Origin of the sequence: Flavobacterium limi (assembly GCF_010645075.1) — a bacterium.
In the GTDB taxonomy this organism is placed as follows: Bacteria; Bacteroidota; Bacteroidia; order Flavobacteriales; family Flavobacteriaceae; genus Flavobacterium; species Flavobacterium limi.
This window is the reverse complement of record NZ_JAADZV010000013.1, coordinates 124,128-136,581: the sequence shown is the minus strand read 5'-3', so window position 1 is coordinate 136,581 and position 12,454 is coordinate 124,128. Positions and strand designations below refer to the sequence as shown.

11 protein-coding genes, 1 tRNA gene and 1 pseudogene are annotated in these 12,454 nt (G+C 35.1%); 9 read left to right on the top strand and 4 right to left on the bottom strand.

Going from position 1 to position 12,454, the window contains the following annotated elements; translation table 11 throughout:
• Nucleotides 1–95: 95 nt before the first annotated feature.
• The 4 genes and pseudogenes from GXM16_RS21105 to GXM16_RS21090 all read left to right on the top strand — a co-directional run.
• Nucleotides 96–1,307: pseudogene (locus GXM16_RS21105) on the top strand (aldehyde dehydrogenase family protein); the annotation flags it as partial.
• Between the two features lie 364 nt (nucleotides 1,308–1,671).
• The gene (locus tag GXM16_RS21100) at nucleotides 1,672–2,565 is read left to right on the top strand and encodes a helix-turn-helix domain-containing protein (protein ID WP_163396474.1); all 894 of its coding nucleotides are present in this window, start codon (nucleotides 1,672–1,674) and stop codon (nucleotides 2,563–2,565) included.
• A 108-nt stretch (nucleotides 2,566–2,673) separates the two neighbouring features.
• On the top strand, nucleotides 2,674–3,801 hold the full coding sequence (locus GXM16_RS21095) for an NADH-dependent flavin oxidoreductase (RefSeq protein WP_163396473.1): 1,128 nt from the start codon (nucleotides 2,674–2,676) through the stop codon (nucleotides 3,799–3,801).
• 406 nt (nucleotides 3,802–4,207) lie between these two features.
• On the top strand, nucleotides 4,208–4,522 hold the full coding sequence (locus GXM16_RS21090; RefSeq protein WP_229684411.1) for a hypothetical protein: 315 nt from the start codon (nucleotides 4,208–4,210) through the stop codon (nucleotides 4,520–4,522).
• A gap of 38 nt (nucleotides 4,523–4,560) precedes the next feature.
• On the opposite strand, the gene GXM16_RS22945 is transcribed toward GXM16_RS21090, so the two are convergent.
• The 4 genes from GXM16_RS22945 to GXM16_RS21080 all read right to left on the bottom strand — a co-directional run bounded on the left by GXM16_RS22945 (nucleotide 4,561) and on the right by GXM16_RS21080 (nucleotide 5,985).
• On the bottom strand, nucleotides 4,561–4,755 hold the full coding sequence (locus tag GXM16_RS22945; protein ID WP_229684410.1) for a hypothetical protein: 195 nt from the start codon (nucleotides 4,753–4,755) through the stop codon (nucleotides 4,561–4,563).
• Nucleotides 4,756–4,763: 8 nt separating this feature from the next.
• The gene (locus tag GXM16_RS23025; protein WP_262892365.1) at nucleotides 4,764–4,886 is read right to left on the bottom strand and encodes a site-specific integrase; all 123 of its coding nucleotides are present in this window, start codon (nucleotides 4,884–4,886) and stop codon (nucleotides 4,764–4,766) included.
• On the bottom strand, nucleotides 4,883–5,611 hold the full coding sequence (locus GXM16_RS21085; protein WP_229684409.1) for a phage integrase SAM-like domain and Arm DNA-binding domain-containing protein: 729 nt from the start codon (nucleotides 5,609–5,611) through the stop codon (nucleotides 4,883–4,885). The genes GXM16_RS23025 and GXM16_RS21085 overlap by 4 nt, the downstream gene beginning before the upstream one ends.
• A 290-nt stretch (nucleotides 5,612–5,901) precedes the next feature.
• Nucleotides 5,902–5,985 (bottom strand) — tRNA-Tyr (locus tag GXM16_RS21080).
• Nucleotides 5,986–6,719: 734 nt separating this feature from the next.
• Between GXM16_RS21080 and GXM16_RS21075 the strand changes: the two genes are divergently transcribed.
• The 5 genes from GXM16_RS21075 to GXM16_RS21055 all read left to right on the top strand — a co-directional run bounded on the left by GXM16_RS21075 (nucleotide 6,720) and on the right by GXM16_RS21055 (nucleotide 12,454).
• On the top strand, nucleotides 6,720–7,622 hold the full coding sequence (locus tag GXM16_RS21075; protein ID WP_163396472.1) for a LamG domain-containing protein: 903 nt from the start codon (nucleotides 6,720–6,722) through the stop codon (nucleotides 7,620–7,622).
• Nucleotides 7,623–8,347: 725 nt separating this feature from the next.
• A complete protein-coding gene (locus tag GXM16_RS21070; RefSeq protein WP_071638026.1) occupies nucleotides 8,348–9,181 on the top strand; it encodes a 1,4-dihydroxy-2-naphthoyl-CoA synthase in 834 nt (277 codons plus the stop codon).
• Between the two features lie 78 nt (nucleotides 9,182–9,259).
• Nucleotides 9,260–10,222 carry a 1,4-dihydroxy-2-naphthoate octaprenyltransferase gene (menA, locus tag GXM16_RS21065; RefSeq protein ID WP_163396471.1) on the top strand — a complete coding sequence of 321 codons (963 nt, stop codon included), beginning with the start codon at nucleotides 9,260–9,262 and terminating at the stop codon, nucleotides 10,220–10,222.
• Nucleotides 10,223–10,247: 25 nt separating this feature from the next.
• Entirely contained in the window at nucleotides 10,248–10,925 is a 678-nt protein-coding gene (locus tag GXM16_RS21060; RefSeq protein WP_163396470.1) for a metal-dependent hydrolase, read from the top strand.
• A gap of 194 nt (nucleotides 10,926–11,119) precedes the next feature.
• Nucleotides 11,120–12,454 carry a DEAD/DEAH box helicase gene (locus tag GXM16_RS21055; protein ID WP_163396469.1) on the top strand — a complete coding sequence of 445 codons (1,335 nt, stop codon included), beginning with the start codon at nucleotides 11,120–11,122 and terminating at the stop codon, nucleotides 12,452–12,454.

Here is a 12,454-nt window from a genome sequence, read left to right as displayed (position 1 = left end):
CGTATTTCTTGAAAGGGATAAGTAGCTACTTATAAATAACTTACTCTTTCCATTACAATAGAATTTAATTACTTTTCGACAAGCTTGAACGCTTAAAAGCATCGATTGTTGCGCATAGGGACGACCTGGCCAACGCCCTAAATCAAGATCTAGGGCGTCCAATAGCCACACAGGGCTATATTGAAACCGACGGTGTTATCCATGCAATAGACTTAGCCATAGCCAATTTGGATACATGGATGGCTCCAACCAAAGTTGAGGAATTAGCAATTGCAAAATCTGCCTATATCCGTTACGAATCTAGAGGTGTGGTATTGCTTTTTGGGGCTTGGAATTTTCCTGTGACGCTTTTATTTGAACCTTTGGTAAGCATCATTGCCACTGGTAATACCGCAATTGTGAAAACCAATGAAGTTTCAGCTGCCGTAGCAGCTGTCGGTTCAAAAATTCTTGAAGAAGTTTTCGACGAAAAGGATGTTGCCGTATTTGATGGTGATCCCTCTGTTTCGACTGCACTCCTGGAACTACCGGTCGACCATATTTTCTTTACTGGCAGTCCAGCAGTGGGGAGAGTTGTTATGGCAGCGGCTGCCAAGCATTTGGCATCCGTTACCTTAGAACTGGGTGGAAAGTCGCCATTGATTATTGATGATAAATATGATATTAATGAAGCAATGCCATCCCTGATTTTTGGTAAATACCTAAACGATGGACAGGTTTGTACAAGCCCTGATTATCTTTTAGTTCCAAATAACCGTATTGAAGAATTTGTAGAAATATTTAAGCAGAACATCACTGGAATGTTTTACTCAGATGGTAATTATTTGCCTGAAAGCAATACCCACATCGTAAACGAAAGAGGTTTTGATAGAATTAAAAGCTACATTGATGATGCCGTAGAAAGAGGTGCTACGATTGCATTCGGAGGTAATTCAAATCGAGATACGTTGACCATCGAACCTAGCATACTATTGAATGTATCAGAAGGTTCAGCAGTACTGGAAAATGAAATATTCGGTCCTGTTTTACCTGTCGTAGGATATGATGATCCTACTGAAGCTGTTTCTTTTATCCAATCCCAGACAAAACCACTTGCACTGTATATTTATTCAGATAATGAAGGATTTGTGAACCAAATTATTGATAATACTTCTTCAGGAGGAATAACTGTAAACGGATGGGCTACGCACTTTATGGAGCAATCACTTCCATTTGGAGGTGTAGGCGATAGCGGTATGGGGGCTTACCATGGAATCTTCGGGTTCCGTGAACTATCTCATGCTCGTGCTGTAGCATTTGCAAAGTAGTCTCTTTTACTAAGCTTTAAATCGACAATATAAAATGAAGTCCCCCATTTGTTTAATATCAAGGGGGGATTTTTGCTTATAAACAAAGAAGTTTAAGAGAGATGTTTAACATAATTGTTAAGCCCATTTAAAAGAGATTACGCAATTTGAAGCTTTCGTACTGATCTGATCTAAAGCCTGTAAAAATTGCTTATCATACTATCAGTTTGAATAATTTAGTAATTTAAGCCATAAAATATAATAACTATAGCAATTGGTAGAATCTCAAATTACAACGTAAAAAAGTGCTATTATCAACTACTTTTGTATCCATCATATATAATCAAAATACTGAAATTTGCATTGTGACGTAAGATTTTAAGGTATGAAACATTATAGTAACATCAGCAGTTTTAACAGAGACATCGGAGAAACTGCTCCAGAACATCCACTTTTTAGTATCAATATAGGACACCGAAACGACATCAGTGATGATGACATCGTTTTTACTGCCGATTTTTACATTATTTCTTTTAGGAAATTTGTTTCAGGTAGCATTACTTACGGTAGAAAGGAATTTGATCATCAAAGGGGAAAAATGATTTTTTTTAAGCCGCATCAAATGGTTACCTTCAAAAATGTAAAGTCAGAAGATGATTGTTTTTTGATATGTGTGCATCCTGATTTTTTATCAGGAAATGCTTTACAGAAGGAAATAAAGAACTATGGTTTCTTCGATTATGAAACTAATGAATCACTTTACTTATCACCTGCTGAAGAGGATACGATTTGGAATCTGGTGCGCATTATGAAAAAAGAGGCAAATAGTAATACTGATGCCTTCAGCAGACTTATTATGCTTTCACATCTGGGTACATTATTGACCTATTCTCAACGGTTTTACAAACGGCAGTTTATCAATCGCATAGAAATTACGGGAGCAGTTGCTGGTCGGTTTCAACAATTACTTGCTGAATACTACAGTAATCAAGTGGTAGTTAAAGCCGGTCTTCCCACGGTTTCCTACATGGCAAACCAGCTAAACGTTTCCCCCCGCTATCTAAGCGACCTTTTAAAACAGGAAACAGGAAAGACAGCCATTGAACTCATTCATCTCCATTTGATTGATGAGGCGAAAAATCTTCTTATTGAAGGAAAAATGAATATATCTGAAATCTCCTTTTCACTTGGATTTGAAAATGCCAATTACTTCGCAAGACTATTTAAAAAAGAAGTTGGAATTCCGCCCAACGCCTATAAAAACAGTAAACTGAATTGATAAATTTATTTTATTCCCAACTTTTAAACTCAAAAAATCAATTGAGTAAAGCGATTAGTGCCTATCCATTAATAAGGCATTGTAACCGATAATCAAAAAACATCTATAATGAATAGAAGAACAAAAGAATTATTCGAAATTTTCGAATTTGAAAACGGCATCCAGACAAAGAATAGAATTGCTATGGCGCCGATGACGACCTGGTCAAGTAATGATGACTATACGGTCGCTGATGATGAAATAAGACATTACGAAGCCCGCAGCGGAAATGTGGGTTTAGTCATTACTGGCTGTACCAGAGTGAAGGCCAATGGCATTGGCTTTACAAATGAATATGCATCTTATGATGATTCTTTTTTACCTGGCCTACAAAAGTTAGCAGCAGCTGCAAAGCGTGGTGGTGCTCCTGCAATTTTGCAGATCTATCATGCAGGTAACAAAGCCGTTTTAGATTTGATTCCTGACGGTATTCCTGTAAGCGCAAGTGCAGTTGCACTCGTGCCATCAGCATTTTACGCAGGTGGTGTAGTTTCTCATGAATTGACACACGATGAAATTCTTGAAATGATTAAAGCCTTTGGTGAGACTGCTCACCGAGCCATTAAGGCAGGATTTGATGGCGTAGAATTACATGGTGCTCACGGATTTTTACTGCAAAACTTCTTTTCTCCCTACTATAATCAAAGGAATGATTTTTGGGGAGGATCTGAGGAGAAAAGAATGAATTTTGCTTTGGAGATAATAAAGGAAGTTCAGACCGTTATAAAAAAATACGCTAACAGACCATTTTTGGTTGGGTTCAGGATATCTCCTGAAGAACAGGAAGGTTATAGAGTTAAGGATACTTTTACTTTTATTGATAAATTAATTGATTCTGGTATTGATTATCTCCACATTTCCTTAGGTGATTTGTTAAATCAAAAGTCTATTGATGAGCAGATTGGTAGTGACACAATTTTAAAATTAATGTTAACTCACGTGGATAAAAGAATTCCTGTAATTGCAGCAGGCAGCATCAAACAAGCAGAAGATGCAAGTGAAGCTATAAAATCGGGGTTATCTATGGTCGCAGTCGGTCACGCTCTCATCATTAACCCTAATTGGGTTGATTTAGTGGAGAAAGGTGAGAAAACAGACGAGGCATTAAGTATGTCAAAAGCTGATGAACTTGCTGTCCCAAAAAAATTACAAGCTTTCATCAAGGTAGCTGCTGGTTTTTTCCAAGTAACTGAATAACACACATTTTCTCAAATAATAATGGACCTTATATATATACTAATTACTTACTAATAAAAAAATTATTTCTCATTAGTATGCCTGCGGACTTGGGAGAGACCAGCGGGTTTCAGCGGGTAGTGTCTTAGACTGCACCCGCTGTTTTTACTTCTAAAAAAAAACAATTTTAACTTTCATATTCATTGTGTAATGAAAAGGATATTTCTTAAAGTTGGTTTGTCTAATTCTCCCAAGGTTTTATTTGCTGCAATAATTTTCATCGTCGGGAAAGCACCAGTGAGGTATTGATAAACTTGACATTTTTAGTAAGTTAATTTCTCCAGTACCCATCAAATCTTTAGGACCATAAATATGATCCATTTTAGCATCCATAACATAAAAATCTCCAAATTAAACCTATTTAAAGATGAGCCAGCCACACAAGCCAGATGAAGAGGAAATCATGTCTTATCTGCTGGTCTTCATGGAAGATGACCGGATCAGTGTATGGCATCTGGCTATTATGACTGCCATCCTATGCTTAGGATACCGGCAGGGACAGAAGGGCACGATCCAGGTCAGCCGTACTAGGATTATGAAACAGTCGCATATCAACACCATTCCCACATACCATAAGTATTTCAAGGAACTTCGGGATTTAGGTTATATAGAGTATGTGCCGTCCTATAATCCAGGATATAAGAGTGAAGTAATTCTAAATCAAAAAAAGGTAACTCAATAATAATGAGTTACCTTTTTTTTTTTGACTAAGCCCTAAGATTATTTTAAACTGTATTTCATTTTAATAGTTTGAATCTCTTTTTCTAATCTGGTCAGTACAGCAATATCTGAAGGAGACATTTTAACCTTAGTTTTATTAAGTCTCCTGTTCAGTACCGACATTTCCCTTCCAATGGTGGCCTGCTCTGTTATCGCGTAGGCTTCGGTCTGCCTAACTGATGCATGCCCCAGCATTTCCTTTACTACATTAATGGGACATTGTTGTTTAGGGTAACCGTGCTTCCAAATGTACGGCGTGCCATATGCGTGTTAAGTGTAAACGGGAAACCGCAAAGGTTTGCGACTTCTTTGAGATACTCGTTCATTTTCTGGTTAGACGAAACCGGAAGCACTGTACCTCTTTCCAAGCATAACGGGTAAGCGGTTTTTTTACCATTTTAGTTTTACGCCCCTTAAAGTTCTTAAAAGGATCTTTTGTAATAATCTCTTTGTCAATAGCCCGTATTACAATCTTTTTAAAGTTGGCGATATATTTCAGTGTGGTGTTGTTACTGCAATTACGTACAGTCCTCAGGTAAAATTCGAAGTCCTTTACAAATTCCAGGCTTAAATCCGCAAATTCATGATCTGATTTATTGAATTTATATTTTATAAAAGCTGTAAGGTGGTTTTTAGTAATAGTAAACCTGTCAAGTGTTCCTTTTGCATAACCTTTTCCGAGCAGGGCTTCCATTTCATCATTGTGCTTCTGGAATTCTTCCAGCACTTTTACTCTAGGAGCAGTTCTCCCTAAGATTTCATCCATGATTTTTTCAGCAGTTATTATCTTATTGCTGTGCATCATTTCAGTTTTGACTACATTGATTTTTAGGGTCAGTGAATCCAGAAAATAATTTAAAGATTTTGCATCTTCTTTGGAGCCCGTGGCTCTCTCGGCTTTTTGATCCCACCTGAGGTTTTCCCATTTGCGTTTGGTGGATGCCTCCTTTGTAATACCATCTACAGTAATTCTAAAGTACACGGTTTTAATTTTTTTGTCATTACTGGTTGTTTTCAAGAAGAAAACCAACCCAAAGCTGCTTTCTGACATAATTCAACTTTTTTAGGTTAATAAATGTAGAATTATAGCGTCAAAAAAACAAGTCGTTAACCTCCTTAACCCCTGTTTTAACAAGGGTTTAGCCTGAATTCTGTGGCAGTTTTTGCAGCAGATGCAAACTGCCACGATTCTGCCATAGAAATTTTGTGCAGTTTTAAAAAATATGAAAAGTGCAGAAAAACAAAAAAGCCTGCGAATCTCACGATTTGCAGGCTTTACCACGTTTTTTAAGGTTTTTTGAAAAGATTGAAAAACTTTAGTTTTTGCTTCTTTTACCCTTTTGGTGGGGAGAGCAGGATTCGAACCTGCGAAGTTCACACAGCAGATTTACAGTCTGCCCTCGTTGGCCGCTTGAGTATCTCCCCGATCTCAGTATTGTTGCGCTTTGTTGTTCTAAGCGGTTGCAAATATAGGAACGTTTTTTATGTTTACAAACAAAAATTGAACTTAATTTTAAGTTATTTTTTAAGTCATTGGTAGTGAATAAAATAATAAAGCATATTTTTTGAGTATTTACATTTTTTAGATACTTTTCAGATCGTTTATAATATTTTTTACTGAAGCAATTGAAAACAAAACAAAAAAATAAATAGTTTTTCTGCTTTTTTACAGTTCAAAGATTAGTGAGTACATATAAATATCATGAAAACAGAAGACAACAATACAAAAACAGTTTAACATTCTTAAATATCCGTTTTTTTGTTGTTTAAACTTATACTGGTTGAAAAAATAGAATTTTACATAATTTTAATAGAGCTACAATGATAATTTGTAAGGAACTACACATAATACAAAAGGTGCAATTATGAGCTTATGCGATTACTTCGGATAACTTTTTATTTTAATGCAAACAATCAGTCTTCTATTTTATTAGTTTAAATCAGAAAAAGTCTGATTTATTATTGAATTTGCCACATACGTAAGGATATCATTTTTATGTAAAAAACATATCGCAACGAAACACAAACAAGTTAATCCAGTTTACTGATTCAACGTATTTCAACGGTTTTTTAAGCCATTAATCGAGTAAATTTTATTAAAAATCGGCTTAGTTTTATTTTAGTAGTATTAAAATGATTAAATGTTTTAATACTGCCCCATGAAAAGAATATTATGTACAATAATTATAATCATTTTTTCAGATATTCACGCACAAGTCCCAATTCATGAGTTCAATTTTAACGGAACATTGCACAATACGAAAAACACCATATCTTTTACAGGGACAGAAAATTACGTAACAGATAGGATGGGAACTGAAAAAAGCGCACAAAGGCTAGCAAATAAGGCCTTAGAAGCTGTGATTGATAATCTTCCGCAAGGTAATTCCCCAAGAACTATTACTGTGTGGGTTAAAATGAATGATATAGCTTCACCCAATTATATCTGGGGATACGGTTCAGCCTTTAATGCGCAATATTTTGGACTTTTACAACAAAGCACAACAACTTCAAATTCTGATTTGAACTTAGCCGGCTGGGGTACGTCAAATGATCTTATAGTTAGTGTTTCTTTAAGCAAGGCCAGATGGTATCAATATAGTATTACTTTTGATGGCTCTGTTTCAAAAATATACAGAAATGGCGAATTATTAAAATATATCAAAGGTATGTCGCGTGACACCAAAGGGACAATTTTCAGATTAGGTGAAATCAATACAACAATAGGGATCAACGCTGACTTTGATGATTTGAAAATTTATAACGTTGCTCTGTCAGATAAGGAAATTTATGATTTATATAATATTTCTAAACAGCCTGCAGATATGATAGTTGCAGATTCAAAAGAAAATGCTGCTGCAAAAAAAGAAAATGAAAAACCTAATTTAGATACTACAATTATAAAGCCCGTTGTTGCAAATACAAAAAAAGTGGAAGTGTTTTCTCAGGGACAAAAAATAATAAGTAATAATGTACAGGATATAAATATAAACCAGCTTCCAGAGGGTACTTATTTATTGAAAATTACCAATTTGCCAACAAAAAAAATCCCAGCTAAATAAAATCGCAGTTATTTTTATGGGCAAACAGTAAAAAAGGCTATCCTTTACGAATAGCCTTCCTCTTTTTATTCTAGTTTTAAAAAATTGTAATTAAAAAAAAACAGAAATAAAATAATCTTTAATGTATTTTAAAAAGTAAAAATTTTACGAATTTTAAGATTTACTTTTTTTACGTGTGTCTTTTAAACAATTCAATCATCTGTTCAACAGCAATCAATCAATTTCACGGCTTACCCATTGGTTTTGTATATACTTATAGAAAGTTTTCAATTTTTAATTCTATCTTTCATAATCTTTAATATTGATAAATTGAAATAAACAATTCTATTATTTAACCCTCGGTGTTACTATCTTTTTCTTGAAGTTGGAACATATAAATAAATCATTTGCCCATTGTTTTTAGTCTTACAATTAAAAACCGTAAAAAAATGAGCGACAATTTTTTTAATTTTTCTCAAAAAAATTCATTTTTTAGGTTAATAAATCAGTGAAAGAAAATCAATCTTTAAATCAAAAAATAAAATGTATCTTATTGATTTCTAGGTTGTAAAATTAATTATTTTTTTTCAAAAGCAAGTGTTAAAAAATGTTATTTTTTTATTTTCCAGACATAAAATATCCCCACAATTATGATTCACAAAAAGACTAACCAATAATTGAGTAGGTAAAAATGTAAAAATGATTTATTTTTACACTATAATTATTTAAAACAAAATAAATAAAAGATGGATTGGATAACCGCCAGAGAATTCGAAGATATAACATATAAAAAATGTAACGGAGTTGCTAGAATCGCTTTTAACAGACCAAATGTCAGGAATGCTTTCCGTCCAAAAACGACATCTGAATTATACCAGGCTTTTTACGATGCACAGGAAGACACTTCAATAGGAGTCGTTTTATTATCTGCCGAAGGGCCATCGACAAAAGACGGAGTATATTCTTTTTGCAGTGGAGGAGATCAAAATGCACGTGGACATCAGGGTTATGTAGGAGAGGATGGACAACATCGCCTAAATATCCTTGAAGTGCAGCGATTAATCCGTTTTATGCCAAAAGTGGTAATTGCTGTTGTGCCAGGCTGGGCTGTGGGCGGAGGACATAGCTTACATGTAGTCTGCGATATGACACTGGCAAGTAAAGAACATGCTATTTTCAAACAGACAGATGCTGATGTAACAAGTTTTGACGGAGGTTACGGATCAGCTTACCTGGCAAAAATGGTAGGACAGAAAAAAGCACGCGAAATTTTCTTTCTAGGAAGAAACTATTCAGCTCAGGAGGCTTTTGAAATGGGAATGGTAAATGCTGTAATTCCTCATGAGGAACTTGAAGCAACCGCATACGAGTGGGCACAGGAGATCCTTCAAAAATCGCCAACATCTATAAAAATGCTAAAATTTGCCATGAACCTAACGGATGACGGAATGGTTGGCCAGCAAGTCTTTGCAGGAGAAGCAACCCGTCTGGCTTATATGACGGAAGAAGCAAAAGAGGGAAGAAATGCATTTCTGGAAAAAAGAAAGCCAAATTTTGGCGAAAATAAGTGGCTTCCATAAATTAAAAACCGTTACATGTTTCAAATTAATATTACACATTTATAAGAAAAATGAAACTAAATAAACTAAACAACAAGAATGAAACATTGGATTGAAGCCGCCAGATTGCGCACATTACCTTTATCAGTTTCCGGGATTATAGTAGGAAGTATTTATGCTTTATCTAACCCAACAGAAACCGTTAACACGCCAACAGAAGTTTTTAGCTGGAAAGTTTTTGGTTTCGCACTTTTAACGACTCTGGGATTACAGGTTTTGTCGAATTTTGCAAATGACTATGGTGACGGGATAAAAGGCACTGATAATGCCGACAGGGTTGGGCCAAAAAGAGCTATTCAGAGTGGTGTAATTACACCCCAGGCCATGAAAAAAGCTATTATAACAACATCAGTATTAACACTTTTGTCCGCAATTATTCTGATATATTTTGCTTTTGGACAAAGTAATTTTGCCTACTCAATCTTTTTCTTACTACTGGGAGTCGCAGCAATTGCTTCAGCGATCCGTTACACGGTTGGTAATTCTGCTTACGGATACAAAGGGTTTGGAGATGTATTTGTTTTTATCTTCTTCGGACTGGTGAGTACCCTGGGAGTGAATTTTTTACATACAAAAGAAATTGACCCGCTTTTAATTTTACCCGCTGTTTCAATTGGCTTATTAAGTGTTGGTGTCTTAAACCTGAACAACATGCGTGATGAAGAGTCAGACAGGAACTCAGGAAAAAACACAATCGTAGTGCAAATAGGAGGGGCAAAAGCCAAAATTTATCACTTTTCATTGATTATTACATCAATGTTATTAGTAATTATTTTTGCCGCTTTAAGCGATTATCGATTTGATCAGTATCTTTTTTTACTGGCTTATATTCCTTTAACCAAACATTTAATTACCGTTTATAAAAATCAGAATCCTAAGCTGTTAGATCCCGAATTAAAAAAACTGGCACTTAGTACTTTTTTGCTTTCTGCATTACTAACTATTTGTATGATATCCTTGATTTCGGATATTATTGTAAATCTGTTTTTAGGAGGCAGATAATTGTTTCACTTTAAAATTTTATAAAATGAAAATTACATTTTACGGACATGCATCTTTAGGAATTGAAGTAAGCGGAAAACACATTATTGTGGATCCGTTTATTACCGGAAATCCATTAGCTTCAGCGATTGATATAAATACTTTAAAAGCAGACTATATCTTGCTTACACATGCACATGGCGATCACGTTCTGGATGTTGAGGCAATTGCAAATCGTACAGGAGCGACTATAGTTTCAAATGCCGAAATCACTAGTTACTATGCTAAATTAGGGTTAAAAGCACATCCGATGAACCATGGTGGAAGCTGGAATTTTGACTTCGGAAAAGTTAAATACGTTAACGCAGTGCATTCCAGTTCATTCCCTGACGGCACATATGGAGGGAATCCAGGAGGTTTTGTAATCGAAAGTGAACACAAAAACATCTATATTGCCGGAGATACAGCGTTGACAATGGATATGAAACTGATACCTTTGAGAACAAAACTGGATTTGGCTGTATTACCAATCGGAGATAATTTCACAATGGATGTTGAAGATGCGATTATCGCTTCTGATTTTTTAGAATGTGACAAAGTTCTCGGTTATCACTATGATACATTTGGTTATATCGAAATCAGTCACGAAGAATCAATCCGTAAATTTTTCGACAAAGGTAAAGATCTGATGCTTCTCGAAATCGGAGAGTCAATCGAACTTTAAAATTATTTTTCATTTATTAAGAAGCTCTTTCCTGCTGTACACTATATCTTTTATGCCGAACCCCGGCATAAAAGGATGCCGTTTCCATCAGGGCTAGGGCTTTAGTTTTTATAAGACGTTAATTATCTTAAAAAACTACTTCAAATCCACATATTAAGTGGAGAGTCAAAATTTAAAAACCTAAAATAAAAACAATGTCTAATCAATTTGCATCATTAGGAATTTCAGCACCAATTTTAAAAGCACTAAGCGAACTGAACATTGTTGAACCAACCGAAATTCAGCAAAAAACAATTCCGTTACTTTTATCTGAAATCCACGATCTGGTTGGCTTAGCCAAAACCGGAACTGGAAAAACAGCAGCTTTCGGATTACCATTGTTACAATCAGTCAATACTGAATCCCCAGTTGTTCAGGCTGTCATTTTAACACCAACAAGAGAACTCGGACAACAGATTTTCAAGAATCTGGAAGATTTCGCAAAACACATTCCAGATATTTCTATTGCATCTGTTTGTGGCGGAATTCCAATAAAACCTCAAATCGAACGACTTAAAAATCCAACCCATATTGTGGTAGCAACACCAGGGCGCTTGATTGATTTGATTCAGCGAAAAGCAATCGACTTAAAACAAACCCAATATTTGATTTTAGACGAAGCAGACGAAATGGTTGCTATCCTTAAAGAAAGTTTAGACGAAATCATTGCTGAACTTCCTAAAAAACATCGTACTATATTGTTTTCCGCTACATTGCCCGGAACCATCAAACAGTTAATTCAGAACTACTTAAATAAAAATGTAGTTCAGATAAGTGCCAACATGGAAACGATAGGAAACCAGGGAATAGATCATGAATACATTGTGGTTGATCCTATTGAAAAATTAGATGTTTTAATGCATTTTTTAAACTCAAAGGAAGGAGAACGCGGAATCATTTTCTGTAAAACTAAAGCTGCTGTAAACAAACTGGCCAAAAATCTGGCTATAAACCGTTTTTCATCCGGAGCACTTCACGGCAGTTTGTCACAGGGAATTCGTGACAGAATTATGGAACAGTTTCGCGAAGGATATATCAATATTTTAGTAGCAACTGATTTGGCAGCCAGAGGAATAGATGTAAAAGAAATTTCTTATGTCGTAAATTATCATTTACCTGATACTTATGAGAATTACGTCCACAGAAGTGGAAGAACGGCAAGGGCAGGAGCAAAAGGACTTTCTCTGACAGTTTTGCAGCCGGAAGAAGTTGTTGAAATTGCAGATTTTGAAAGAGAATTAGGTTTGAAATTTACCGAATTCAAAAAACCTTCTATTGCAAGCTTAGAAGAAAATAACACGCTTTTGTGGGCGAAACAAATTTTTAAAATTAAACCTAATCATGATATTTCGAACGAATTAAAAACAAAAGTCAAAACTGTTTTTCATCATCTTACAAAAGATGAATTAATTGAAAAGCTATTAGCTAATTATGTTTTACAAAATAAAGTTGAAATAACTGAAAAGCCTGCAAAAAAGTTCAAAAAATAG

Excerpts from the sequence above, each read along its gene's own strand:
- GXM16_RS21100 (WP_163396474.1), top strand. The coding sequence starts at position 1,672 with ATGAAACATTATAGTAACATCAGCAGTTTTAACAGAGACATCGGAGAA.
- GXM16_RS21095 (WP_163396473.1), top strand. The coding sequence starts at position 2,674 with ATGAATAGAAGAACAAAAGAATTATTCGAAATTTTCGAATTTGAAAAC.
- GXM16_RS21090 (WP_229684411.1), top strand. The coding sequence starts at position 4,208 with ATGAGCCAGCCACACAAGCCAGATGAAGAGGAAATCATGTCTTATCTG.
- GXM16_RS22945 (WP_229684410.1), bottom strand. The coding sequence starts at position 4,755 with ATGCTGGGGCATGCATCAGTTAGGCAGACCGAAGCCTACGCGATAACA.
- GXM16_RS23025 (WP_262892365.1), bottom strand. The coding sequence starts at position 4,886 with ATGAACGAGTATCTCAAAGAAGTCGCAAACCTTTGCGGTTTCCCGTTT.
- GXM16_RS21085 (WP_229684409.1), bottom strand. The coding sequence starts at position 5,611 with ATGTCAGAAAGCAGCTTTGGGTTGGTTTTCTTCTTGAAAACAACCAGT.
- GXM16_RS21075 (WP_163396472.1), top strand. The coding sequence starts at position 6,720 with ATGAAAAGAATATTATGTACAATAATTATAATCATTTTTTCAGATATT.
- GXM16_RS21070 (WP_071638026.1), top strand. The coding sequence starts at position 8,348 with ATGGATTGGATAACCGCCAGAGAATTCGAAGATATAACATATAAAAAA.
- menA (WP_163396471.1), top strand. The coding sequence starts at position 9,260 with ATGAAACATTGGATTGAAGCCGCCAGATTGCGCACATTACCTTTATCA.
- GXM16_RS21060 (WP_163396470.1), top strand. The coding sequence starts at position 10,248 with ATGAAAATTACATTTTACGGACATGCATCTTTAGGAATTGAAGTAAGC.
- GXM16_RS21055 (WP_163396469.1), top strand. The coding sequence starts at position 11,120 with ATGTCTAATCAATTTGCATCATTAGGAATTTCAGCACCAATTTTAAAA.